This window comes from Williamsia herbipolensis (assembly GCF_000964005.1).
GTDB classification, from domain to species: Bacteria; Actinomycetota; Actinomycetes; order Mycobacteriales; family Mycobacteriaceae; genus Williamsia_A; species Williamsia_A herbipolensis.
On record NZ_JXYP01000014.1, the window covers coordinates 207,333 to 231,749 of the forward strand.

The following is a 24,417-nucleotide window of genomic DNA, read 5'->3' on the forward strand; positions in this document are numbered from 1 at the left end:
GTCGTCGAGAGGCGATGGAGCTCACGAGTTCGCTCCGGCATCCTGGGGAGCTCACGAGTTCGCTCCGCGAGCGAGGAGGGGCCATCGCCCGACCTCGCCCGCATCGGTCACCGCGACGAGGTCGTCGACGAGATTGACCGTGATGCACACGTGGTTAGGCACCACCCGGACCACCGATCCGGCGTCGGGGAGCCGACCCTCGCTCACCACGGTCGCGTGGTGCTCGGACAGCGCGACGATGCGTGCGTCGGGAAGGTCGGGGAGCAGTCCGAAACCCGGTACCCAGTCGGGCTTCTCGGAACCCAGGATCTTGCTCCCGCAGTCGAGAACGGCGCGCCCCGGCTCACGACGGATGACCGTGGCGGCCACCGACAACGACACGTCGTCGAGTCCCGCGCGCCCCAACGCCACCTGCTGGGCGTCGTTGAACGGGTACACACCCGGACGGACCTCCGTCAGGACATCGGGATGGGCGAACTCGACCGTCGGCGTGGAACCGCCGCTGCGGACGATCGGATCGACCCCCACCGACGCCAACGCATCGGCGGCGTCGGAGATGGCCCGGGCCTCCTGATGCGCAGCGGACTCGCGCCCGGCGGGGGAGTAGCCGTGGCCCGGGAACGTGAACACACCCACCACCCTCAGACCGTGCGCAACAGCCTGTGCGGCAACGATTCCGGCGTCGGCCGGGGCGGTACCCGTGCGATGCTGACCACTGTCGACCTCGACGAGCACCTCGACCGATTCGCGGGCGTCGCCGAGTGCCTGCGCCATCGCGATCGCACCGGCCACCGAGTCGACCGCCACCCGCAACGAGGCGTCGTGTGCCACCGACCGCAACCGCTCGGCCTTCGACGCGGTGAGCCACAGGGGATAGGCGATGAAGAGGTCGTCGAAGCCCGCAGCGGCGAACGCCTGCGCCTCACCGATCGTCGCGACGGTCAACCCGACGGCGCCGGAGGCGATCTGGCGCCGTGCGATGTCGGCGCACTTGTGGGTCTTGGCGTGGGGCCGGAGCGCGAGTCCCTGCGCGGCGACCCGCGTCGCCATGGTCGCGATGTTCGCCTCGAGCACGCCGGTGTCGACGCGGACGTACGGGGTGTCGGCGAGAGGGGGTCGGGTCGGCATCACCGAGGACTCTACGACCCGATCCTGCCGCCGAGCGGACACCTGACCAGTTGTTTCTGATCGGTAACGATTGCCGTACGCCTGTTCTCGTGTTCGGTACGTGTGCGTACCGTAAAGGTTTCAGGCCGCGCACAGGGCGCGGCCCACCACGGAGGTCTGACATGCGTCTGCCCCGCGTTCTCGGCACGATGGTCGCCGCTCTGCTGGTCGCCGCCCTGGGCTCGGCCGCCGCGGTCGGCTCAGCCCACGCAGATCCGGTGGAACCCGTCTCACGACTCATCGCCGCAGGCGTCCCGGTCGATGTCGCGGTGCTGGCCCGGTTCGCGGCTCCCGCCGCGGCAACCGCAACCGTTCCGTTGTCTTCGGGTGGGTTCCCCGGAGTCGGGCTCGACGCGGTCATCGATCGCCGGGCCGGCACCGTCACCGTCATCCAGCGCTGGCTCGACTACCAGCCGTCGCGGCTCACCGTGGGGTGGGTCAACCTCGCCAACGGTCGGTCGGGCGTCTCGACGTTCTCCCGCACGCTGCCGGGGAAGGTGCCCTGGACCTCGTACCCGACGCTCGATCGGGCGGCCCTGCTGCGGACGGGAACCGGTCCGGTGGCGATCGTCGTCTACGGCAAGGTCCCGGGAACCGTGGCCCTCATCGGACTGTCCTCGGAGGCATACGGATACCTCACCCCGATCGTGCGGCTGCTCCAGGTGTGAGGCGGTGCAAGCGACGAACCGGACTTCGGGCAAGCGCATCACCCGGGACGGGTCGCGGCGGTTACGCTGTGCGCATGCTCAAACGATCCTTCATGGCCATCCTGTGCGGCGTGATCGCCGCGGTCGGCCTGTCGGCGACCACCACCGTCACCGCTGCCTCCGCCGCGCCGTCGTGCGCGAACGTCGAGGTGCTCTTCGCCCGCGGTACCGCCGAGCCCGCGCCCCCGGTCGGACTGACCGGTCTGTCGTTCGGGCAGGCCCTTCGCGGTGCGTTGCCCGGTAAGTCGGTCGTGGTGCGCGGGGTGAACTACCCGGCGAGCGCGAACTTCCGCGACCGGATCGGCCTCGCGCAGACGGTGATCAACGGCGTGAAGGACACCCAGAACCGCATCACGTTCCTCGCCCGCACCTGCCCGCAGACCCGCATCGTCCTCGGCGGGTACTCCCAGGGCGCGGTCGTGGCGGGCTATGCGATCGCTCCTCGCGTCACGCTGCCCGCCCAGTACCGCGGCTCTGCGCCGACTCCGCTGCCGGCGTCGGTGGCCCGCAACGTCGCCGCGGTCGTGCTGTTCGCGCCGCCGAGTGCCCGTTTCCTCCGCGACGCCCAGGCGCCTGCGATCGAGGTCGGCCCGCTCTACCGGGGCAAGACGATCCGCTACTGCATCGCCGGCGACACCATCTGCAACGGCGCGCCCCTGGGTCAGCCGAACGGTCTGCACGTGCTCTACGCGGTCAACGGCGACACGGTGAACGCCGCCGGTCGCGTCGCCGCACGCATCTGACGTGGAACCGGTGCACCCGCGGGTTCTCTCCGACGGGTCGGTGATCCGCGCCGCGCAGCCCGGTGACGAGGCGGGCCTGCTGGCCGCGATCACCGCGCTCGCGGAGTACGAGCGCGAGCCCGACGCGGTCGACAACTCCGTCGCCGCGCTGACCGCGGCACTGTTCGGCGACGACCCCGCGGTGTTCGCCCATGTCGCCGAACGCGACGGCGCCGTGGTGGGGATCGCGATCTGGTTCGTCACCTACTCCACGTGGACCGGGCGTCACGGCATCTGGCTCGAGGACCTGTTCGTGTACGAATCCGAGCGGGGACGCGGGTACGGCGTGGCCCTGCTGGCGTCGCTCGCCGCGGTGTGTGTGAACCGCGGATACGCGCGGCTGGAGTGGACGGTCCTCGACTGGAACGCGCCGAGCATCGCGTTCTACCGCTCGCTCGGTGCGCGCCCGATGGACGAGTGGACCACGCAGCGGCTGGTCGGGGACGACCTCGCCGCCCTCGCCGACCGCTGAGGCCGGCACGCGCATTCGACTCGAATACGTGTTCGATTCTCGGTACAGTCGGGTGTGGGTTGGAACGAGGGCCCGCCCACCTGGGCGGAGATGGAGCGGGTGCTGTCCGGGCGCCCGAACCAGGGCGGTCGACCGGGTGAGACGTTCCCCGGCGACGGCAGCGACAGCCCCGCGTGGTCACGCAAGCGCGAACCGTTCCGGGCCGACGACATCGAGCGCGGGCGCACCAGCACCCCGTACGCCGAGTTGCACGCCCACACCTCCTACAGCTTCCTCGACGGCGCGAGTTCTCCCGAGGAGATGGTCACCGAGGCCCACCGCCTCGGACTGTCGGCGCTCGCGGTCACCGATCACGACGGGTTCTACGGGGTCGTCCGATTCGCCGAGGCCGCCCGCGAGTGGCGCATGCCGACGGTCTTCGGCGCGGAGCTGTCGCTGCAGCACGACGCCGCGCGCACCGGCGTCGCCGATCCCGGTGGCGCACATCTGTTGGTTCTCGCGCGCGGGCAGGACGGATACCGCCGGTTGTCGCGTCAGATGGCGGCCGCGCACATGGCCGCGGGTGAGAAGGGGTTGCTGCGCCACGATCTCGACACCCTCGCCGCGGCGGCCGATGATTCCTGGCTGATCCTCACCGGGTGTCGTAAAGGCGCGGTGCGACAGGCGTTGTCGACCGGTGGTCCCGATGCCGCCGCGACCGAGCTACGGACTCTGATCGACCGGTTCGGCCGCGACAACGTCGTCGTCGAACTGTCCACCGCCGGGTTGCCCACCGACGACGAACGCAACGCGGCGCTCGCCACGCTCGCCGCCGCCCACGGCCTGCACGCGGTGGCGACCACCGGAGCCCACTTCGCCGCCCCGAACCGGCGGCGTCTGGCGATGGCACTCGCCGCGGTGCGCGCACGGTCGAGTCTCGACGAGATCGCCGGGTGGCTCGGCCCGCTCGGGGGAGCGCACCTGCGCAGCGGCGACGAGATGGCGACACTGCTCGCCGCACACCCCGAGGCCATCGACAACTCCGCACAGTTCGGCATCGACTGTGCCTTCGAACTCCGTCTGATCGCACCGGAACTGCCGCCGTTCGACGTGCCGGCCGGGCACACCGAGAAAACCTGGCTGCGGGAGCTGACCATGCGAGGTGCCGCCGACCGCTACGGCACACCCGCGACACACCCCAAGGCCTATCGACAGATCGAACACGAACTGGCGGTGATCGATTCGCTGAACTTCCCGGGGTACTTCCTGGTGGTGCACGACATCGTCGACTTCTGCAAACGGTCCGACATCCTCTGTCAGGGTCGCGGCAGCGCCGCCAACTCCGCGGTGTGTTTCGCCCTCGGTGTCACCAACGTCGACCCGGTGCGCAACAGCCTGCTGTTCGAACGGTTCCTATCGCCCGAGCGGGACGGTCCGCCCGACATCGACGTCGACATCGAATCCGATCGACGCGAGGAGGCCATCCAGCACGTCTACTCGAAGTACGGCCGCGAGTACAGCGCACAGGTCGCCAACGTCATCACCTACCGCGGGCGGTCGTCGGTGCGGGACATGGCTCGCGCACTGGGGTATTCGATCGGGCAGCAGGACGCGTGGAGCAAACAGGTCAGCCGATGGGGACGCACGGTCGACCAAGATGAGAACCCAGGCGACGAGAACCCAGAAGCAGATATCCCCGCCGATGTCCTCGATCTCGCCGGTCAGGTGTCGGGGATGCCGCGACATCTCGGCATCCACTCCGGCGGCATGGTGATCTGCGACCGCCCCATCGCCGACGTCTGCCCCACCGAGTGGGCGCGGATGCCCGGCCGCAGCGTGCTGCAGTGGGACAAAGATGACTGTGCGGCCATCGGTCTGGTCAAGTTCGACCTGCTCGGCCTCGGCATGCTCTCCGCGCTGCACTACGCGATCGATCTCGTCGCCGAGCACAAGGAGCTGCACGTCGATCTCGCGCGGATCGACCTGGGGGAGAAGGCCGTCTACGACATGCTCTGTGCCGCCGACTCGGTCGGCGTGTTCCAGGTGGAGTCGCGCGCGCAGATGGCCACCCTGCCCCGGCTGAAACCCCGCGAGTTCTACGACCTCGTGGTCGAGGTGGCGCTCATCCGTCCCGGCCCCATCCAGGGCGGGTCCGTCCACCCCTACATCCGGCGACGCAACGGACTCGAGGTGACCGGATACGAGCACCCGTCCATGCGGGCGGCGCTCGAACGGACCCTCGGGGTCCCGCTGTTCCAGGAGCAGCTGATGCAGCTCGCCGTCGACGTCGCCGGATTCGACGCCGCCGAGGCCGATCAGCTGCGACGCGCGATGGGATCGAAGCGGTCGCCGGAGAAGATGCAGAAGCTCAAGGAACGCTTCTACACCGGTATGGAACAGACCCACGGGATCACCGGCGAGATCGCCGACCGAGTGTTCGAGAAGATGGCCGCGTTCGCCAACTTCGGCTTCCCCGAGAGTCATTCGCAGAGTTTCGCGGCGCTGGTGTTCTACTCCTCGTGGTTCAAGTACCACCATCCGGCGGCGTTCTGCGCCGCGCTGCTGCGGGCGCAACCGATGGGGTTCTACTCGCCGCAGTCACTGGTGGCCGATGCGCGCAGGCACGGTGTCGCCGTCCACGGCCCCGACATCAACATCTCACTGGCCCACGCGAATCTCGAGAACAGTGGTCTCGACGTGCGGATGGGGTTGGGATCGGTGCGTCACATCGGCGACGAGGTGGCGCAGGTCATCGTCGACCGCCGTGTCGCCGACGGCCCCTACCGCACCCCCGCCGACCTGGCCCGTCGCGCCGAACTCGGCGAGAGGCAACTCGAGGCGCTGGCGACCGCGGGTGCGTTCGACTGTTTCGGCGGCAGTCGGCGGCAGGCGCTGTGGGATGCCGGGGCGGCCGCGTTCGAGCGAGCCGATCAGCTCGCGCTCGAGGCGTCGCTGACCGCGCCGACACTGCCCGGTCTCACCGATGTGGAGACCGCGGCCGCCGATGCGTGGGCCACCGGGGTCACGCCGAACGTCTATCCCACCCAGTTCCTGCGGCCCCGCCTGACCGCGATGGGTGTCGTCGCGGCCGACGGTCTGCTCGCCGTGCCCGACGGGTCACGGGTCGTCGTCGCCGGGGCGGTCACCCATCGGCAACGCCCGGCCACCGCGTCCGGCGTCACCTTCATCAACCTCGAGGACGAGACCGGCATGGTGAACGTCGTCTGTTCGGTGGGTTTGTGGAAGCGCTACCGCCGCCTCGCCCAGAACGCCACCGCGCTGGTCATCCGCGGCACGGTGCAGAACGCCGAGGGCGCGGTCACCGTGGTCGCCGAACACCTGGAGAAGATGGACCTCAAGGTCGGCACCCGATCCCGCGACTGGCGATAGTGAGCCATGGCAACATGATCGGATGCGTGGTGGGCGAGACGAGAACGGGGTGACACACCCGTCTCAGGGGCAACCCCTGGGTACACCACACAGCGAGACCCTGCGTCCGACGCCGGACCGCACGCTGCGCGTGCATCGCGGCGCCGAGGACAGGAGAATTCGGTCGACTCGCCCGCCACGCATCCGGTGACGATCGAGGCCGTGCGACGGTATCCGCGCTCGACGGCCGAGATGCTCGCCGCCATCGTCGATGCGGCCGATCCCGAATGGACGCGAGAGGGTCTCGCCGACGCGCTCTCGGCACACCGCCGCGGTCTCGACGACGCGCAGGCGGACGCCGTCGCAGGTCACCTCCTCGTCGCGTTTCCCCGCCAACCTCCGGATCGGCGTGACGCGATCGCCGGGCGCATCGTCGAACTGGCGATGCCGCCCATGCGTGAGCGCCCGGCGCTGCGCGAGTTGTGGGACGGTCTGCCGCGCTACACCGACTACTACGCCCTCGCGGCGGCCTACGACATGACCGTGCCCGAGCTCGACTGGCTGGCCGACCGCGGAACCTGGTTGCGGTCGAGAACCGGTCCGCTGCAGCACTATCGCGTGACCCCCATCCCCAAACGGCGAGGTGCCCGCGTCCTCGAGATCCCGAAACCGCGACTCCGTGAGACACAGCGACGCATCCTGCGCCGTGTCCTCGACCGGCTGCCGCCTCACCCTGCCGCACAGGGATTCGTCGCCGGGACGTCGCCGGCGACGTTCTCGAGCCCCCACGCCGGTCGGCCGGTGGTCATCCGCATCGACCTCCGCCGGTGCTTCGAGACGATCACCGTCGCCCGCGTCCGTGCGGTGTTCGCCGCGGTCGGATACCCACCCGCCGTAGCCCGCGCGCTGGCCGACCTGTGCACCACGACAACACCGGCGGAACGCCTCGTCGGCGTGGACCCCGTGCACGCGGCGATCCTGCGATCCCGCCACCTGCCGCAGGGGGCGCCGACCTCGCCCGCTCTGGCCAACCTCGTGATGCGCACTCTCGACCGCCGCATCACCGGCTATGCCCACCGACACGGACTCGTCTACACGCGCTACGGCGACGACATGGCCCTGAGCGGAACCATCGACGACCCGTCGGCAGTCGTGTGGGTGGTGCGGCAGATCGTCGCCGACGAGGGTTTCACCGTCCACGGCGACAAGACGCGCATCATGTACGCCCACCAGCAGCAGCGCCTCACCGGATTGGTGATCAACGATCGTCCGCGCGTGTGCCGATCCGAATACGACGATCTGCGGGCGTTGTTGCACAACGCGATTCGGACCGGGGCCCGGGCCCAGAATCGCGACGACGTCGGGGACTTCGAGGCCCACGTCCGCGGACGGATCGCGTGGGTCGGGGCGACGAGCCCCGCCCGGCGGCAGAAGCTTCTCGAGATGGCGTCCCGGGTGGACTGGAGCAGTGACTGATCCCGCTGTCATGGGCTCGATCTCGCGTGTCGGGGGTGACTCGCACGCTTGCGTGTCGTTCGCATGCCGTCGGGGGCGTGCGACCAGTGAGCAGGCGTGCAAACGGTGAGAGAGCGCGCGAACGCGATCCGCTAGACCGCGCCCTCGAAGCCGTTCTGACGCCAGGCCTCGTACATCACGATGCTCGCGGCGTTGGCGAGGTTGAGCGATCGACGACCGGCGAGCATCGGGATGCGCAGTCGTTCGGTGACGTGCGGGTCGGCGAGGACCTCGTCGGACAGGCCGGTCGGCTCGGGCCCGAACAGCAGCACGTCACCCGGCCGGTAGTCGACCGCGGTGTGGAACTTCTCGGCGTGCGCGGTGAACGCGTAGACGCGTTCGGGGGCGAGCGCCTCCCAGGCGGCGTCGAGATCGCGGTGCACCGTCACCGACGCCATCTCGTGGTAGTCCAATCCCGCCCGCTTCACCTTCGCCGCATCGAGATCGAAGCCGAGCGGTTCCACGAGATGCAGCTCACACCCCGTGTTGGCCGCCAGACGGATGGCGTTGCCGGTATTGGGGGGTATGCGAGGTTCATGGAACAAAATGCGGAACACAAGCGTCTACTGTGCCTGAGCACCTGTCGAGCACGACGGGGCAGGGCAGACCCGGCGCAGGCGGTGGTCACGGAACGAACTGGGTGGGACATGCGGGACACGGTGCGCACCACGTCCGGGGTCGTCTGGCGCTACGTGCGGTCGGCGCCGGGAACCTATCTCTGGCTCGTCGTCCTGTTCGTCACCACCGTGATCGCCCATCGCGTCGCGCCCGACCAGCTGACGCACATCCTCCAGAACCGCTCCACCAACCTCCGCCACCTGCTGCACAACCCGCTCCCGAGCCTGTTCCGCAGCGCCTTCTGGATCGACGGCAACGGTTGGTTCCTCTACGCGATCGTGTTCTCCCTCATCCACGCACCGGTCGAACGCTGGCTCGGGACGGCGCGCTGGGTGGCGGTCGTGGTCATCGCCCACGTCACAGCCACCTACATCAGCCAGGGCATCCTGCTGTGGGCCATCGACAGCGGTCGTGCACCGCAGAGCGATCTCGCGGTGATCGACATCGGCGTCAGCTACGGGCTGGCCGGTGTGGCGGGGATCCTCGTCTACCGGATCGCGCGCCGATGGCGCTGGCTCTACGGCGGTGCCCTGGCCGTCGTCTGTCTCACCCCGATCGTGTGGCCTCTGGTGCACGGCACACACTTCACGTTCACCGACATCGGCCACCTCTGCGCCGCGATCGTCGGGCTCGCCTGCTACCCGATCACCCGGATCGGTCGACGACGGACACGGGTCGTCGGCGACCTCCCGCCTGTGTCGCCGCTTCTGGTCGAGCACATGACCACCGAGCCCGCACTGCCCCCGGTGTCGCCCCACCTGCTCGAACGCATGCCGGCACCCGCGGTCACGTCCCCGGCCCGGCGACGGCGCATCATGGGCATCCATGACCGCCTACGACGACCACACCTTCGACGAGGAGGACCTGTCGGGCCAGACGTGGTCGGGTGACACGTTCGACGACTGCACCTTCCTCGACTGCGACCTCTCCGAACTGACCACCGAGGCGGTCGTGTTCACCCGGTGCTCGTTCGTCGGCTGTCGTCTCGCCGACTCCGAGCACCGCCGGACCGCGTTCCGTACGTGCACCCTCGACCGTTGCCCGATGCCGGGCGCCACCTTCACCGACTGCAGCCTCCTGGGGTCGACCATCACGCAGTCGCTGATGCGTCGGGTGTCGCTGACCGACTGCGACATGTCCCTGACGTCGCTGGGCGGTCTCACCCTGCACCGAGTCGATCTGACCGGCTCGCGTCTGCGCGAGGCCAATCTGGCGTCGACGACCGTCACCTCGTCGACTCTGGCGGGCGTCGACCTGACCGGGTCGCGTGCCGTCGGTGCGACGGTCACCGACTCCGACCTGCGTGGGGCGCGGATCGACCCGGCGTTCTGGGTCGCGGCGAGGGTCACCGCCACCGTCGTCGACCACGACCACGCCGTCGACTACGCGCTGGCCCACGGATTGCGGTTGGCCTGAACGCAGGCCCACGGCCCCGATCGGGGACACTGGTGGCGTGACGGCGACAGCACTCGACGGCAAGGCCACCCGCGACGAGATCTTCGTCGACCTCGCGGCACGCGTGGCGACGCTTCGTGAGGCCGGGGTCACCCCGGGCCTCGGCACGGTCCTCGTGGGTGACGACCCCGGATCGCAGGCCTATGTCCGCGGCAAACACGCCGACTGCGCGAAGGTAGGCATCGCGTCACTGCGCCGCGATCTGCCCGCCGACACCACCACCGAACAACTCAACGCCGTCATCGACGAGCTGAACGCCGATCCGGCCTGCACCGGCTACATCGTGCAGTTGCCGCTGCCCCCGCAGCTCGACGACAACGCCGCCCTCGAACGCATCGATCCCGGCAAGGACGCCGACGGCCTGCATCCGATCAACCTCGGCCGCCTCGTGCTGGGCACCGACGCGGCGCTGCCCTGCACCCCCCGCGGTGTCGTGCACCTGCTGCGCCGCTACGACATCCCCATCGCCGGCGTGCGCGTCGTGGTGGTCGGTCGCGGCGTCACGATCGGTCGCCCGATCGGGCTGCTGCTCACCCGCCGCAGCGAGAACGCCACGGTCACGCTGTGCCACACCGGTACCACCGATCTCGCCGCCGAGGTCTCGCGCGCCGACATCGTCGTCGCGGCGGCGGGAGTACCCCACCTCATCACCGCCGACATGGTCAAGCCCGGTGCGGCCGTGCTCGATGTCGGGGTGAGTCGCACCGACGCCGGTCTCGTCGGTGACGTCGCCCCCGAGGTGTGGGACGTCGCCGGTCACGTCTCGCCGAATCCCGGCGGTGTGGGCCCGCTGACCCGCGCGTTCCTGCTCGTCAACGTCGTCGAGCGGGCCGAGGCCCTGCTGCGGCAACGCACGTCGTGAGCGGTCGCCGGCGATGAGCAACCGCGGCCCCGGCCGCTCGGTCGACGATGTCCGTCGTGCGCGCCGTCGACGCTCGGTCCTGGTGCAGATCCCGTTCGTGATCGTGCTGGCGTTCGTGGCCGTGGCGCTGATCTTCCTCATCTTGGATCGCTGGCGACGGGGAGCGTTCGTGTTCGGCGGCGGAGCGCTGATGGCGGCCCTCCTGCGCGCGGTGCTACCGAGTTCGCGCGTGGGATTGCTGCAGGTGAGGGGCCGTTTCGTGGATGTGGTGGCCATGGCGATCGCCGGTGGCGCGATCATCTGGTTGGCCGCCTCGATCGACGCCCTGGGCACCGGTATCGATCAATAGTCGGTCGCTTTCGCATCGGCCCACCGACTATTCTGGGTCGCGATGACGGCCACTTCTTCGACCGATCCGCGGCCGCCGATCACCACTCTGGGGGTGTCGGCGGGCGGGGGCATGACGCACTTCGCCCTGGTCACCGTCGATGACCACGAGCGCCTCGTGGTCGATTCGCGGGTCATCGAGGTCGACGACACCGACCGGCTCGACCGTGCGGGCAGGGTGAACGCGGGCATCGATCTGATGCTCGGCAGCGCCGCGTCGGCGGGTCTGTCGGTTGCCGCGATCGGCGTCGCCTCCCGTGACTCGGGTCGCCGTGGGGGGTTCTCCTCGCCCGGCTCGGGTCCCCGACGGCAGATCCACCTCCTCGGCGACGCCGAATCGGTCGCCCACGCGCTGGCCGAGTCCGGCGAGATCGCCGCACACGACGAGACGATCCTGCTCGACTGCGGCGACACCGGTGTGACGATCTCGCGGCTGAACCCGGCGACGGGAAAGCTCACCGCCACAACGCGTTCGACCGTGATGTCGGGACACGCCATCGACGGAGCACTCGCCGATCTGGTCGGCGACGCCCTGCCCTCGACCACACGCGCCTCGCGCCGGGCGCTGATCGGCGCCTGCCGTACGGCGAAAGAAGAACTCGCCGAACAGGATGCGACGACCGTTCTCGTGCGGGGACGATCGGTACAGCTCACCGCGGACATGGTCTCGGCGGTGAGCGAGCCGATGGCCGAGCTCCTCGCCGACGAGGTCACGGACTACGTTCGTGCCCAGTCGATCCCGGAGGGCACGCCTCTGGTGGTGGTCGGTGGTGTCGCGAACATCGCCGCGGTGCGGCGGGTTCTCGAGCGCGCGACGGAGCGCGCGGTCGTCGTCGCGTCGACGCCCGATCTCCTCGGCGCGGTCGGGGCCGCGCTGCTCGCGCGCCCCAACCGGTCCTCGGCGCTGCGCCTGGCGTTCATCGGTGGCCGCGGACACCGTGACTGGTGGTCGGCGGTACCGCTGGCGATCGTGGGATGTTTCCTCGCGGTCGCGATGCTCGCGGTCTACGCCTTCACCGCCGCCCTCGACGGATCGTCCTCACCGGTGCGCGACGTCGAGATCACCGCGTCGACGGCAGCGCCGTCCGACGTGCCCACCGGAGGCCGGCCCGACACCGCCACGCCGGTCGTCCGGACGACCTCCGCCGGGGTCGGGGTGCCGAACGACCGGGTGCCCCCGCGGTCGACCGTCGTACCGCCGGCCGGGACGGCCGAGCTGCCCACCACCACGACATCGCCGACGCTGGGCTATCCGAACGGTGGGATGGACCGACGCGAGGAACGTCCCTGGGCGACAACCGAACTGGCGACCCCCGAGGACACCTCCGGTCCGACGTCGACCATCGCTCCCACCAGTCCGCCGCTGACCCCGGATGTGCCGGGGACCCCCGGACCATCGTCGGGGTCGGGTCCGCAGACCTCGCCACCGCTGGTGTCGCCGGTGGTGCCGTCGGATCCCCTCTCGCTCACGCCGTACCCGTTCGTCGCGATACCTGCACCGCGGTCGACGCCGGCGCCGGCGTCGGTCACGCCGACGGTGACACCCGCACCCTGACGCGCCGGGAACCCCGCTGTCCGACGGGTCAGCGGCGGGCGAGTTCCATCGTCCGCTTCAGCAGGTCGGCGATCGCGTCGAACTCGGTGAGGAAGCCGTCGTGTCCGCTGTCGGACTGGATGACGTGCAGTCCACCGACGCAGCCGGGCATGAGGTCGGCCAGCTCGGCCTGGGTTCGCAAGGGATACAACCGATCCGACGAGATCCCGCCGACGATCACCGGGACGTCGCAGCTGCGCAGCGCGGCTTCGGTGCCCCCGCGGTTGCGTCCGACATCGTGGTGGTTGAGCACCTCGCTGAGGACCACATAGCTGCTGGGATCGAAGCGACCGGCGAGCTTGTCGGCCTGGTGTTCGAGGTAGCTCTGCACGGCGTAGCGGCCGCCGGCGAGCGGGACCTCTTCTCCCTGAGCATCATTGGCGAACCGCTGGTCGAGTTCGATCTCCGAGCGATAGGTCAGGTGGGCGATGCGACGGGCGATGCCCAGGCCGGCGACGGGGCGCACATCGGTGCCGTGGTAGTCGCCGCCCCGCCAATCCGGGTCGGAGGTGATGGCGGCGATCTGCGTGGTCTGGGTGCCGATCTGATCGGCTGTGGCCCGCGGTCCCACGGCCAGCACGAGCCCGCTGCGGACCCGCTCGGGGTAGCCGATGAGCCACTCGAGTGACCGGGCGCCACCCATCGAACCGCCGAGAACCGCTGCGACCGCGCCGATGTCGAGCGCGTCCATGAGGGCGACCTCGGCGCGCACCTGGTCGAGCACGGTGATGTGGGGGAAGCGGGAACCCCAGGCCCGGCCGTCGGGACCCGGCGACGCCGGTCCCGTCGACCCTCCGCAGCCACCCAGGACGTTCGCCGAGATCACGCACCACTCGTCGGTGTCGACCGCGCAGCCGGGTCCGATGAGCCCTTCCCACCATCCGGGGAGCGGGTGACCGGGCCCCGGGGCGCCGACGACGTGTGAGTCACCGGTGAGCGCATGGAGCGTCAGCACGACGTTGTCGCGGGCCGGCGACAACGTGCCCCAGCGCTGGAACGCCAGGGTCACGTCGTCGATCCGGCCACCGTTGTCGAGTTCCACCGAACCCACGGACGCGTACGTCAACTCACCGTCGGGGAGACTCTCCCATTCGGGCGGCGTGGAGGCGCCACCGGCGACGGTGGACGTTCGGGATTCGGTGGTCACGATCAGTTCGCCGCCCGGAATCCCGTCTCGAGGTCGGCGATGATGTCGTCGATCCCCTCGATGCCGACCGCGAGACGCACCAATCCCGGTGTGACGCCTGCGGAGACCTGCTCCTCGGGCGTCAGCTGCGAGTGGGTGGTGGAGGCCGGGTGGATCACCAGCGACCGCACATCTCCGATGTTGGCGACGTGGCTGTGCAGGGTGAGCGCGTCGACGAAACGCTTGCCGGCGTCGACGCCGCCGACGATCTCGAAGGCGACGATCGCGCCCTGGCCACGCGGTGCGAGCTGCTGTCCGCGCTCGTACCACGGCGACGACGGCAGGCCCGCGTAGGCGACCGACTCGACCTGGGCGTGACCCTCGAGGAACTCGGCCACCTTGCGGGCGTTGGCGACGTGGCGCTCGATGCGCAGGCTCAGGGTCTCGAGGCCCTGCGCGATGAGGAACGCGTTGAACGGAGCGATCGCCGCACCGGTGTCACGCAGCCACTGCACGCGCGCCTTGAGTGCGAACGCCGGTGCGCCGAGATCGGCGAACACCGCACCGTGGTAGCTCGCATCGGGGGTGGTGAAACCGGGGAAGAGGTCCTGTCCGTCGCGCTGTACCCGCCAGTCGAAGGTGCCGCCGTCGACGATCACGCCGCCGACCGCGGTGCCGTGGCCACCGATGTACTTGGTCGCCGAGTGCACCACGATGTCCGCACCATGGGCCAGCGGCTGGATGAGGTACGGCGTCGCCACCGTGTTGTCGACGATCAGCGGCACACCGGTCTCGTGCGCGAGCGCCGAGACGGCCGGGATGTCGAGGATCTCGTTGTTCGGGTTGGCGATGGTCTCGCCGTAGAACGCGCGGGTGTTCGGGCGGATGGCCGCGCGCCACGACTCGATGTCGTCGGGCTGCTCGACGAACGACACCTCGATACCCAGCTTCGGCAGGGTGTAGTGGAAGAGGTTGTACGTGCCGCCGTAGAGACGGGGGCTCGACACCACGTGACCGCCGGTCTCGACCGCGTTGAGGATCGCGTAGGTCTCGGCGGCCTGACCCGACGACACCAGCAACGCGGCGACGCCACCTTCGAGGGCGGCGAGACGCTGTTCGACGGTGTCCTGTGTCGGGTTCATGATGCGCGTGTAGATGTTGCCGGGCTCGGCGAGTCCGAACAGGTCGGCGGCGTGCTGGGTGTCGCGGAAGGTGTACGAGGTGGTCTGGTAGATCGGCAGTGCACGGGCCGAGGTCGCCGCGTCGGCGGTCTGCCCGGCATGGACCTGCTTGGTCTCGAAGGCCCAGTGGGAGGTGGGGTCGACCTCGACGGCGTCGACGGTTGCTTCAGACATCTTCGGAAACAGCTCTCTTTCGGTCGGTGGGGCGACAGTGCCCCGTGGGTCCGACCATCGGACCCGCGCTTGCTGCGGAGCGTCGCCTTCGGCGAACGCCCACAACCTGGTCTTTCACCCGGAGCACCCCACCGCGGTTGGAGGGTTGCCGATCAGCGAGCCGGGGCTTGGCGCTGATGCTCATGACCTGGCGTCAAGGATATAACATCGCCGATTTCGTCCCGAAAGGATCCCGCGCAGCCGGATTCGAAAGAATCGACCTCGCGTACCGTGTGCGCGGAATCTTTTCTCGACCTCATGACGTTGAGGTTCTCTGTGCGCGGCGACCGATCGCCGTCGATGCCCTGGCGCCCACCGGTGTGCGCCTCCCGAGTTCTGTCGCGAGAGGTTGCCGCATGCCCGTGTCCACCACCGCCCGCCGCAACGCCATCCTCGCGCTGGCCCTGGGTGGCTTCGGTATCGGCACGACAGAGTTCGTGTCGATGGGACTCCTGCCGAGCATCGCCGACTCGCTGCGGATCTCCGAGCCCACCGCCGGCCACGTCATCTCCGCCTACGCGCTCGGCGTCGTCGTCGGGGCACCCCTGATCGCCGCGGCCACCGCGCGGATGTCGCGACGTGCGCTGCTGATCACCCTGATGGTGGCGTTCACCGTCGGCAACGCCGCGACCGTCGTCGCCCCGACCTACGGCACCCTCATGGCCGCACGCTTCGTCGCGGGCCTCCCGCACGGCGCCTACTTCGGCGTGGCGGCCCTGGTGGCGGCGCACCTCGCCGGGCCGGGCAGCCGCGCCAAGGCGGTCGGTCAGGTGATGCTGGGACTCAGCGTCGCCAACGTCGTCGGTGTCCCGGCCGCCACGTGGCTCGGTGAGGCGTTCGGCTGGCGCACCGCGTTCGGCGTGGTCGTCGTCATCGGTCTCGCCACCATCGCGTCACTGCTGCGGCACCTCCCGTCGCTGACGGGCATGACCGCGAGCAACCCGGTCACCGAGCTCGGCGCCCTCGCGCGCCCGCAGGTGTGGTTCACGCTGCTCATCGGCGTGGTCGGATTCGGTGGCATGTTCGCCTTCTACACCTACATCCACACCACTCTGACCGACGTCTCCGGTCTGCCCGGCGGTCTCGTCCCGTTCGCGCTGATGCTGTTCGGCATCGGCATGGTGGTCGGCAACATCGTCGGCGGTGCGCTCGCCGATCGATCGGTGATCGGCACCATGGTGGCGGGACTCGTGGCCATCCTGGTCAGTCTGGTGGTGTTCGCCGTGGTGGCGGGGACCGTGTGGGCCGCGCTGCCGTTGGTGTTCGCGGTCGGGGTGACCGGCTCGGCGCTCGTCCCGGCGTTGCAGACGCGTCTGATGGATGTGGCCGACGACGCACAGACACTGGCGGCCGCACTGAACCACTCGGCGCTCAACATCGCCAACGCCGCCGGTGCGTGGCTCGGTGGCCTGGTGATCAGCGCCGGGTACGGCTACCGCGCCCCGTCGCTGCTCGGTGCGGCGCTCGCCGCGGCCGGGCTGGTGGTCCTCGGGGTGACGCTGCTGGCGCACCGTCGCTCCGACGAGGTGGTGGCCCACGACACCCACGCCGATCGCGGGAGCGCCCTCGGCGAGACGAAGGCGGTTGCGGCGCAGGAGATCACCGCCGTCCACTGATGTCGGGACCCCTCGCTACACTCGCCGCGTGTCCCTCACCATCACCTCGGTCAACGTCAACGGCATCCGCGCCGCGGTGAAGGAGCGCAATCCCGACAACCCGGGGATCCTGCCCTGGCTGGGCGCGCCCACGGGCCGTCGGTTCGTGCTCCTGCAGGAGATCCGCGCGTCCCGTGATCAGGCCGTCGAGGCGCTCGCACCGGCCCTCGATGCGGGGTGGTCACTGTCGATGACGGAATCGTCGGTGAAGGGCCATGCGGGCGTCGGGGTCCTCGGCACCGTCGCCCCCGATGCCGTGCGCGTCGGCTTCGGCAGCGAGGAGTTCGACGGCACCGGCCGCTACCTGGAGATCGACGTCGCCGCCGACGGTGACGTCCCCGCGCTGACCCTGGGGTCTGTCTACCTGCCCAAGGGTGCCTCCGACGGACCCAAGCGGGACGAGAAGTTCCGCTTCCTCGACGAGTTCGGCGCCCACCTCGACACGTTGTCCCGGCGACGGCGCGGGGTGGTCGTCGGTGGCGACTGGAACATCGCGCACAGCGAACTGGACCTCAAGGCGTGGAAGACCAATCAGCGCAGCCCGGGATTCCTCCCCGAGGAGCGTGCGTGGGTCGGGGGGCTGCTCGACCGCTCCTGGGTCGACGTGACGCGAGCGCTCGTCGGAGACGAGCCCGGTCCCTATTCGTGGTGGTCGTGGCGCGGCAAGGCGTTCGACAACGACTCGGGCTGGCGTATCGACTACCACCTCGCCAATCCGGTGATGGCGCGCCGGGCGTGCGCCACCCGCGTCGAGCGTGCCGACGCCTACGACCGGCGGTGGTCCGACCACGCACCGGTCACCGTCGAATTCGCTTGAGGCCGGATGAAACAATGCCCCTCATGAGCAACACCGCACGCGTCCTCTCCGGTATCCAACCGACAAGTGACTCCTTCCACCTGGGCAATTATCTGGGTGCGGTGCGGCAGTGGGTGGCGCTGCAGGACGATTTCGAGGCCTACTACTTCATCCCGGACATGCACGCGATCACCGCGCCCCACGATCCCGTGGCGTTGCGCGAGCGCACGCTGATCAGCGTGGCGCAGATGCTGGCCGTCGGCGTCGATCCGGACCGGTCGACGATCTATGTCCAGTCGCATGTGCCCGAGATCGCGCAGCTGACGTGGGTTCTGTCGTGTATCACCGGCTTCGGCGAGGCCAACCGCATGACGCAGTTCAAGGACAAGGCGGCCAAGCAGGGCGCCGATTCCGCGGGCGTCGGCCTGTTCACCTACCCCATCCTGATGGCCGCCGACATCCTCGCGTTCCAGGTCGACCGGGTGCCCGTCGGCGAGGACCAGCGCCAACACCTCGAGCTCACCCGAAACCTGGCGCAGCGCTTCAACTCCCGGTTCGGTGAGACGTTCACGGTGCCCGAGGCGCACATCGTGGCCGAGACCGCGAAGATCTACGACCTGCAGAACCCGACGGCGAAGATGAGCAAGTCGGCAGACTCCGACGCCGGCCTCATCAACCTGCTCGACGACCCGAAGCGTTCGGCGAAGAAGGTCCGCTCGGCGGTCACCGACAACGAGCGCGAGATCCGACTCGACTGGGAGAACAAGCCCGGTGTCAGCAACCTGTTGAGCATCCAGTCCGCGCTGACCGGCACCCCTGTCGACGATCTGGTGTCGGGATACGAGGGCAAGGGGTACGGCGACCTCAAGGTCGACACCGCCACCGTGCTGGCCGACTTCGTGGCACCTCTGCGTGGGCGTGTCGACGAGCTGATGTCCGACCGCGCCGAACTGGACGCGATCCTCGTCCGGGGTGCCGACCGTGCCCGAGAGGTCGCCGCGCAGACGCTGGCGAGCGCCTATGACAAGGTGGGGTTCCTGCCGCGGCGATGACGCGCGTATGAGGAGGAGTCGACGAGCGGAGTGACCATGGCCGACACCGACGAGACATCGACCGAGAAGGGACCGTCGCGCCTCGAACAGCTGCGGGCGCGGTATCCCTGGCTCGACCACCTGGTGCGGGCCGGCGGCCGCTACCAGGATTCCAAGGGCGACTTCTTCGCCGCCGGTGCCACCTACTTCAGCATCCTGGCGCTGTTCCCGCTCCTCATGATCGGTTTCGCCGCAGCGGGATTCGTCTTCGCCGCCAGCCCCGGCCTCCTCGACGACGCGAAGAACAAGATCGCCGACTCGGTCCAGGGCGACATGGGCAATCAGCTCCAGGACCTCATGGACCAGGCAATCAGTTCCCGTGCGTCGATCGGCGTGATCGGTCTGGTGCTCGCGCTCTACTCCGGGCTGGGGTGGATGGCCAACCTGCGCAACGCCCTGACCGTGCAGTGGGGAGCCGAGCCCCCGGCGTCGACGTTCGTCAAGACCAAGATCGGTGACCTGGGTGCCCTGCTGGGGCTGTTCCTCGCGCTGGTGGTGTCGTTCGGACTGTCGGCGATCGCGGGGAGCGGACTGACCACGACGATCCTCGAGTTCGTCGGGCTCGATCACGTGCCCGGTGTGTTCATCGTCGTCCGCGTGCTGTCGATCGTGGTGTCGTTGGTCGCCTCGACGCTGCTGTTCACCTGGGTCATCGCCCGGCTGCCGCGGATCCCGCTGCCGTATCGCAACGCCGCGAAGGCCGGTCTGCTCACCGCGGTGGTCTTCGAGATCTTCAAGTTCATCGCGACCTTCTACCTGAAGGGCGTCACCAGCGGTCCCGCCGGAGCCACCTTCGGCCCCATCATCGGCATCATGGTGTTCGCCTTCTTCACCACGCGGATCATCCTTTTCGCGACCGCATGGGCGGCGACCGATCCGATGAACGCGCAATACCAGGCCGCTGCGGTGCCCGATCCGGTGACGATCGCACCCGTGGTCGCGATCCGGCCCGAGCCGTCGGCGGTCATCCTCGCGGCGACCGCGCTCACGGGCGCGGCGGCCGCACTCGGGTACTCACGACTGCGCGCGCGCCGTCACCGACGCTGAACGCGTCAGCGTGATCGGCGGTTGACCCGCAACGCCGCGTAGACCAGCCCGAGGATGACGACGAGCCCGATGCCGCCGAACAGCAGTCGGTCGGTCCACGGCGAGCCGGAGGCGCCGTCCTCGGACGAGGGGTAGGCGACCGCACCGCTGTGGCCGTCGCCCGACGACGCCCGGCCGGCCGACGGGTCCGACGCCGACGAGTCGGAGGTCGTCTCGTCGACCAGCCGCCCCACCGACTCGCCCGTCGGGATGCCGAATCCGAGTTCGAGGAGCCCTTTCGCCTGGTCCCAGTAGGAGTCGTCGACCTCGTTGAGGCCATACATCTGCACCACGATCAGCGTGCGTCCGGACCGCTCGACCGCGCCGACGAACGTCTTGCGGGCGTCGTCGGTGTACCCCGTCTTCCCGCCGATGATGCCGGGGTAGTCGTCGAGGAGCAGTCGGTTCTGGGTCTGCATCATGTAGCCTGGGTGCGGTTTGTCGTTCGGCACGTCGGCGAGCGGCGGGTAGCCCGGGAACGGCGCGTTCACGTGTGAGATGAGGTCGCGGAACGTCGAGTCCTTCAGGGCCGCGCGGAAGATCAGCGCCAGGTCGTAGGGGGAGGTGCTCATCCCGGGGGCGTCGAGGCCCGAGGGTGACGCCGCGCGGGTGTCCTCGGCGCCCAGTCGGTGGGCCATCTCGTTCATCTTCCGGACCGCGACCTCGTAGCCGCCGAGTTCCCGGGCCAGTGCGTTGGCGCAGTCGTTGCCCGACACCATCAGCAGACCCTGCAGCAGTTGTCGCACGGTGTAGCGGCCGTCGGGACCGATCCCGGCCGAGTCGCCCTCCATGCTGTAGTCGGCGCGGGTACCGGTGACGGTGGTGTCGAGATCGAGTTCGTCGAGGGCGACCAGTGCCAGCAGCGTCTTGATGGTGCTGGCGGGACGGTAGCGGCCGTGCGGGTCCTTCGCGGCGAGGACGGCGCCGGTTCCCGCGTCGGCGACCAGCCAGCCGGCCGAGGTGATGCCGCGGGGGATCGACGCGGCGTTGCCGGCGGTGACGACGCCACATGCGCCGAGCTTCTCGCCGCCGACCGGCGGGTCGGGCACCGGTAGCGGAGCCGGGGCCGTCTGCCCCGAGGGCGGTACCTCCGAGGTGTCCACGGCCGCCGCAGGGGATGTGCGGTAGGGGCACCTCTCGGTGTCGGGTGTGCTCGGCGGCCCTGCCGTCGGCGTCGGGACGACGGGGTCCGCCGACACCGCGGCGGCGCCGAACGTCGCGCACGCGACGACCACGGCGACGGCCGACACCGACGCGGCGAGGATTCGGGACGATCGGCGCAGGGCTGGCATCGAGGTCGAAAGTACCCCGACGAACCTCAGGCCCCGAGGAACCGCGCGGCGCGTGCTCCCCACTGTCGGACGTGGTCGGGTTCGGTGGCGATCTCGAGCGTCGCGTCGGGGAGGAGTTCGGCGAGCCGTTGTGCGGTGCTGACCGGGTGTCCGGCGTCGGTGTCCCAGGGCAGCAGCAGCGTGGGGTGGGTGATCTGCGTGACGCTCTCGACGTCGGGGAGGTCGGACTGCGCCGCGCCTCTCATCACCGAGGGCAACAGACCGACGTCGACGGCGGGAGGACGCGGCTCGGTCGACCATCCGCCCGCGGTGATGATCGGCGGCGGAGGCATGGCGGACACCATCGCGAACAGGGCATCGAGACCCTCGTTCTCGAGGAGGGCCGCGGTGCTCAGGTACCCGCTCGAGTGGCCCGCGCGTGTCTCCCAGGCGGTGGGAGTGAGCGACAGGACGAGTCGTCGGAAGCGGTGGGGAGCGCGCAGGACGGCCCAGAGGATGGCCGCCGAGCCCATCGATGCGCCGATGGCGTCGACGGGTTCCTCGGGCGACACCGCGTCGATCACGGCCAACAGGTCGTCGGCGAGCGCGGTCCAGATGTAATCCGCCGGGACCGGCCGTCCGGTCGACTCGCCGTGGCCGCGCGCGTCGAACCGCACGAGCTCGCGGTCGTCGCCGTCGACGGGCGTCCAGTCGAAGATGCCGCTCTCGTCGTCGAACCGGCGGCTGGAGGACATGCCGTGGGCGTAGACGGCGATCGGTCGCGCCCCCGACGGGCGGTCGACAGCGAGATCAGCACCGTCGCGGGGGATTCGGAGGTCGGTCACCGGGCAGACGATAGGCGTAGGCCGAAACTGTACGGATGTCGGGAACCGTTTTCGGGCTCGGGAACAATCCTCGGCCCGGATGGCGTTACATCACCCGACGGGCCCGATTCACTGCCCCGGGTACCACCCCATTTGCCGCCACGAGCGGCCTTCTGCCGAGAGGCGCAATGGCGGGTCCGTCCTCCGCGTGGCCGTCCACCCCCGATCGGGGTGGGCGGCCCGCTGTGCGTCGGCACCCGGTCAGATCCCCCCGGTGAGTCGGTCAGATCTTCCCGGTGAACCGGTCAGATCTTGCTGTAGGCCTCGGTGAGGACGCCACGCAGGATCGATTCGATCTCGTCGAACTCGCGCTGCCCGCAGATGAGCGGCGGCGCGAGCTGCACGACGGGATCGCCGCGATCGTCGGCGCGGCAGTACAGCCCGGCCTCGAACAGCGCGTGCGACAGGAACCCGCGCAGGACCCGTTCGGACTCGTCGGCGGTGAACGTCTCCTTCGTGGCCTGGTCCTTGACCAGTTCGATCCCGTAGAAGTAGCCCTCTCCGCGGACGTCGCCGACGATCGGCAGATCCTTGAGTCGCTCCAGGGTCGAGCGGAACGCGCCGGCGTTGTTCTTGACGTTGTCGGTGATGCCCTCGCGCTCGAAGATGTCGAGGTTGGCCAGCGCGACGGCCGCCGAGACCGGGTGCCCGCCGAAGGTGTAGCCGTGGGCGAACGAGGTCACGCCGTCGTCGAACGGCTCGAAGAGCCGGTCGCTGGCGATCATCGCGCCGATGGGCGAGTACCCCGAGGTCATGCCCTTGGCGCACGTGATGATGTCGGGCACGTAGCCGAAGTCGTCGCAGGCGAACATCGAGCCGATGCGCCCGAAGGCGCAGATGACCTCGTCGGAGACCAGCAGCACGTCGTACTCATCGCAGATCTCGCGCACCCGCTCGAAGTACCCGGGCGGCGGCGGGAAGCAGCCGCCCGCGTTCTGTACGGGTTCGAGGAACACCGCGGCGACGGTGTCGGGGCCCTCGAACTCGATGGCCTCGGCGATGCGGTCGGCGGCCCAGCGCCCGAACGCCTTCGGGTCGTCGGCGTGTTCGGTGGCGCGGTAGAAGTTGGTGTTGGGCACGCGGAACGCCCCGGGTGTCAGCGGCTCGAAGTCCTGCTTCATCGCCGGGATGCCGGTGATGGCGAGCGCTCCCTGCGGCGTGCCGTGATAGGCGACGGCACGGGAGATCACCTTGTGCTTGTACGGCTTCCCCGTCAGCTTGAAGTATTTCTTGGCCAGCTTCCACGCACTCTCGACCGCCTCGCCACCGCCGGTGGTGAAGAAGACGCGGTTGAGGTCGCCGGGGGCGTGGTGGGCGAGTCGTTCGGCGAGCTCGATCGCCGGCGGTGTCGCGTAGGACCAGAGCGGGAAGAAGCCGAGCGTCTGAGCCTGATTCGCGGCGGCGCGCGCGAGCTCTTCACGACCGTGGCCGACCTGCACGACGAACAGCCCCGACAGTCCGTCGATGTAGCTGCGACCGCGGTCGTCGAAGATGCGATGCCCCTCGCCGCGCGTGATCACCGGCGGGGTGATGTGTTCGCCGTGACGGGCGAAGTGGCCCCAGAGGTGTCGGGCGCTGCGGGCGCCGAGGTCGGAACCCGCGGCATCGGAGGAGGAGCTCACGGGCATTGCTGTGGTGGTCATCGGGTTCCCCAGTTGTATTGCTGTTTGACGAGTTTCAGGTAGACGAGCGTCTCGGTCGCGGTGACACCGGGCTGGGTGCGGACCGTGCGGTTGAGCAGGTCCAGCAGGCCGTCGTCGTCCTCGCAGACGACCTCGATCATGATGTCGAAGCTCCCCGCGGTGAGGACGACGTAGTCGATCTCGGGGATCTCGGCGAGATTCTTGGCCAGTGCAACCGAGTCGCCCGTGCAGCGGATGCCGATCATGGCCTGCCGGGCGAATCCCACCTGCAACGGGTCGGTCACCGCGACGATCTGCAGAACGCCACTGTCGCTGAGCTTTTGAACGCGATTGCGCACCGCGGCCTCCGACAACCCGATCGACTTGCCCACCGAGGCGTAGGACCGACGGCCGTCGGTCTGCAACGCTTCGATGATCTGTTTGGAGACGTGATCGAGGTCTTTGGCCACAGCGCCATCGTGACGGATTCCGCAGATTCGTGCAACAAAAACCACCGATCCAGTGGTTTGCGACCAGATTTGATGGTGCATTTCGTCGTCATTCCCCTACGATCGAACGCATGCC

Annotated in this window: 22 protein-coding genes and 1 riboswitch; of the genes, 14 read left to right on the forward strand and 8 right to left on the reverse strand. The window is 69.4% G+C overall.

The genetic code is table 11. The annotated features are described in order from the left end of the window. Positions 1-51: 51 nt before the first annotated feature. Positions 52-1,128 (reverse strand): alanine racemase, encoded by a 1,077-nt coding sequence (locus tag TU34_RS06885; RefSeq protein WP_045822096.1) that lies wholly within the window; start codon positions 1,126-1,128, stop codon positions 52-54. 161 nt (positions 1,129-1,289) lie between these two features. On the opposite strand from TU34_RS06885, the gene TU34_RS06890 reads away from it, so the two are divergent. The 5 genes from TU34_RS06890 to TU34_RS06910 all read left to right on the forward strand — a co-directional run bounded on the left by TU34_RS06890 (position 1,290) and on the right by TU34_RS06910 (position 7,952). Beyond that, positions 1,290-1,835, forward strand: coding sequence for a hypothetical protein (locus tag TU34_RS06890; RefSeq protein WP_052688790.1), 546 nt, complete (start codon positions 1,290-1,292; stop codon positions 1,833-1,835). A gap of 74 nt (positions 1,836-1,909) precedes the next feature. Beyond that, complete coding sequence (locus TU34_RS06895; protein ID WP_045822260.1) at positions 1,910-2,617, forward strand: cutinase family protein; 708 nt, start codon at positions 1,910-1,912, stop codon at positions 2,615-2,617. Positions 2,618-2,657: 40 nt separating this feature from the next. Continuing rightward, positions 2,658-3,128 carry a GNAT family N-acetyltransferase gene (locus TU34_RS06900; protein WP_045822261.1) on the forward strand — a complete coding sequence of 157 codons (471 nt, stop codon included), beginning with the start codon at positions 2,658-2,660 and terminating at the stop codon, positions 3,126-3,128. Between the two features lie 54 nt (positions 3,129-3,182). Further along, positions 3,183-6,497, forward strand: coding sequence for an error-prone DNA polymerase (locus TU34_RS06905; RefSeq protein ID WP_045822097.1), 3,315 nt, complete (start codon positions 3,183-3,185; stop codon positions 6,495-6,497). Positions 6,498-6,698: 201 nt separating this feature from the next. Next, a complete protein-coding gene (locus TU34_RS06910) occupies positions 6,699-7,952 on the forward strand; it encodes a reverse transcriptase family protein (RefSeq protein ID WP_238981198.1) in 1,254 nt (417 codons plus the stop codon). 131 nt (positions 7,953-8,083) lie between these two features. Here the strand turns inward: TU34_RS06910 and TU34_RS06915 are convergent, their stop codons facing one another. Continuing rightward, positions 8,084-8,548, reverse strand: a complete 465-nt coding sequence (locus TU34_RS06915; RefSeq protein ID WP_045822098.1) for a tRNA (cytidine(34)-2'-O)-methyltransferase — start codon at positions 8,546-8,548, stop codon at positions 8,084-8,086. Between the two features lie 90 nt (positions 8,549-8,638). Here TU34_RS06915 and TU34_RS06920 point away from each other — a divergent pair, with 90 nt between their 5' ends. The 5 genes from TU34_RS06920 to TU34_RS06940 are packed head-to-tail and all read left to right on the forward strand — an operon-like array spanning position 8,639 to position 12,868. Then, entirely contained in the window at positions 8,639-9,499 is an 861-nt protein-coding gene (locus TU34_RS06920; protein WP_065973530.1) for a rhomboid-like protein, read from the forward strand. Next, positions 9,435-10,025: a pentapeptide repeat-containing protein gene (locus TU34_RS06925; protein ID WP_045822099.1), complete on the forward strand. Its 591-nt coding sequence runs from the start codon at positions 9,435-9,437 to the stop codon at positions 10,023-10,025. Before TU34_RS06920 ends, TU34_RS06925 begins: the two co-directional genes overlap by 65 nt. 37 nt (positions 10,026-10,062) lie before the next feature. Next, positions 10,063-10,926 (forward strand): bifunctional methylenetetrahydrofolate dehydrogenase/methenyltetrahydrofolate cyclohydrolase, encoded by an 864-nt coding sequence (locus TU34_RS06930; protein ID WP_203225419.1) that lies wholly within the window; start codon positions 10,063-10,065, stop codon positions 10,924-10,926. Between the two features lie 13 nt (positions 10,927-10,939). Next, positions 10,940-11,275, forward strand: coding sequence for a DUF3017 domain-containing protein (locus TU34_RS06935; protein WP_045822100.1), 336 nt, complete (start codon positions 10,940-10,942; stop codon positions 11,273-11,275). Positions 11,276-11,317: 42 nt separating this feature from the next. After that, positions 11,318-12,868 (forward strand): hypothetical protein, encoded by a 1,551-nt coding sequence (locus TU34_RS06940; protein ID WP_150116430.1) that lies wholly within the window; start codon positions 11,318-11,320, stop codon positions 12,866-12,868. Between the two features lie 28 nt (positions 12,869-12,896). On the opposite strand, the gene metX is transcribed toward TU34_RS06940, so the two are convergent. After that, positions 12,897-14,060: a homoserine O-acetyltransferase MetX gene (gene metX, locus TU34_RS06945; protein WP_045822266.1), complete on the reverse strand. Its 1,164-nt coding sequence runs from the start codon at positions 14,058-14,060 to the stop codon at positions 12,897-12,899. Beyond that, positions 14,057-15,388, reverse strand: coding sequence for a bifunctional o-acetylhomoserine/o-acetylserine sulfhydrylase (locus tag TU34_RS06950; RefSeq protein WP_045822101.1), 1,332 nt, complete (start codon positions 15,386-15,388; stop codon positions 14,057-14,059). Before TU34_RS06950 ends, metX begins: the two co-directional genes overlap by 4 nt. 60 nt (positions 15,389-15,448) lie before the next feature. Next, a riboswitch (SAM riboswitch) is annotated at positions 15,449-15,576 on the reverse strand. Positions 15,577-15,783: 207 nt separating this feature from the next. Between TU34_RS06950 and TU34_RS06955 the strand changes: the two genes are divergently transcribed. Genes TU34_RS06955 through yhjD form a run of 4 tightly spaced genes read left to right on the forward strand, consistent with a single transcriptional unit; the run spans position 15,784 to position 20,016 of the window. Beyond that, a complete protein-coding gene (locus TU34_RS06955; RefSeq protein ID WP_160298513.1) occupies positions 15,784-17,043 on the forward strand; it encodes an MFS transporter in 1,260 nt (419 codons plus the stop codon). A gap of 28 nt (positions 17,044-17,071) precedes the next feature. After that, on the forward strand, positions 17,072-17,899 hold the full coding sequence (locus TU34_RS06960; protein WP_045822102.1) for an exodeoxyribonuclease III: 828 nt from the start codon (positions 17,072-17,074) through the stop codon (positions 17,897-17,899). Positions 17,900-17,922: 23 nt separating this feature from the next. Further along, a complete protein-coding gene (gene trpS, locus TU34_RS06965) occupies positions 17,923-18,930 on the forward strand; it encodes a tryptophan--tRNA ligase (protein WP_238981199.1) in 1,008 nt (335 codons plus the stop codon). Between the two features lie 36 nt (positions 18,931-18,966). After that, positions 18,967-20,016, forward strand: coding sequence for an inner membrane protein YhjD (gene yhjD, locus TU34_RS06970; RefSeq protein WP_045822268.1), 1,050 nt, complete (start codon positions 18,967-18,969; stop codon positions 20,014-20,016). A 5-nt stretch (positions 20,017-20,021) separates the two neighbouring features. Here yhjD and TU34_RS06975 read toward each other — a convergent pair whose 3' ends face one another. From TU34_RS06975 to TU34_RS06990, 4 genes are all read right to left on the reverse strand, one after another. Next, on the reverse strand, positions 20,022-21,347 hold the full coding sequence (locus tag TU34_RS06975; RefSeq protein ID WP_045822104.1) for a D-alanyl-D-alanine carboxypeptidase family protein: 1,326 nt from the start codon (positions 21,345-21,347) through the stop codon (positions 20,022-20,024). A gap of 26 nt (positions 21,348-21,373) precedes the next feature. Continuing rightward, positions 21,374-22,171, reverse strand: a complete 798-nt coding sequence (locus TU34_RS06980) for an alpha/beta fold hydrolase (protein WP_150116433.1) — start codon at positions 22,169-22,171, stop codon at positions 21,374-21,376. A gap of 284 nt (positions 22,172-22,455) precedes the next feature. Next, on the reverse strand, positions 22,456-23,853 hold the full coding sequence (locus TU34_RS06985; RefSeq protein WP_045822106.1) for an aspartate aminotransferase family protein: 1,398 nt from the start codon (positions 23,851-23,853) through the stop codon (positions 22,456-22,458). After that, a complete protein-coding gene (locus tag TU34_RS06990) occupies positions 23,850-24,302 on the reverse strand; it encodes an Lrp/AsnC family transcriptional regulator (protein ID WP_408068710.1) in 453 nt (150 codons plus the stop codon). The genes TU34_RS06985 and TU34_RS06990 overlap by 4 nt, the downstream gene beginning before the upstream one ends. Positions 24,303-24,417: the final 115 nt, after the last annotated feature.

Coding starts and splice junctions, on each gene's coding strand:
- TU34_RS06885 (WP_045822096.1), bottom strand. CDS start 1,128: ATGCCGACCCGACCCCCTCTCGCCGACACCCCGTACGTCCGCGTCGAC.
- TU34_RS06890 (WP_052688790.1), top strand. CDS start 1,290: ATGCGTCTGCCCCGCGTTCTCGGCACGATGGTCGCCGCTCTGCTGGTC.
- TU34_RS06895 (WP_045822260.1), top strand. CDS start 1,910: ATGCTCAAACGATCCTTCATGGCCATCCTGTGCGGCGTGATCGCCGCG.
- TU34_RS06920 (WP_065973530.1), top strand. CDS start 8,639: ATGCGGGACACGGTGCGCACCACGTCCGGGGTCGTCTGGCGCTACGTG.
- TU34_RS06925 (WP_045822099.1), top strand. CDS start 9,435: ATGACCGCCTACGACGACCACACCTTCGACGAGGAGGACCTGTCGGGC.
- TU34_RS06935 (WP_045822100.1), top strand. CDS start 10,940: ATGAGCAACCGCGGCCCCGGCCGCTCGGTCGACGATGTCCGTCGTGCG.
- TU34_RS06940 (WP_150116430.1), top strand. CDS start 11,318: ATGACGGCCACTTCTTCGACCGATCCGCGGCCGCCGATCACCACTCTG.
- TU34_RS06950 (WP_045822101.1), bottom strand. CDS start 15,388: ATGTCTGAAGCAACCGTCGACGCCGTCGAGGTCGACCCCACCTCCCAC.
- TU34_RS06955 (WP_160298513.1), top strand. CDS start 15,784: ATGCCCGTGTCCACCACCGCCCGCCGCAACGCCATCCTCGCGCTGGCC.
- trpS (WP_238981199.1), top strand. CDS start 17,923: ATGAGCAACACCGCACGCGTCCTCTCCGGTATCCAACCGACAAGTGAC.
- yhjD (WP_045822268.1), top strand. CDS start 18,967: ATGGCCGACACCGACGAGACATCGACCGAGAAGGGACCGTCGCGCCTC.
- TU34_RS06975 (WP_045822104.1), bottom strand. CDS start 21,347: ATGCCAGCCCTGCGCCGATCGTCCCGAATCCTCGCCGCGTCGGTGTCG.
- TU34_RS06985 (WP_045822106.1), bottom strand. CDS start 23,853: ATGACCACCACAGCAATGCCCGTGAGCTCCTCCTCCGATGCCGCGGGT.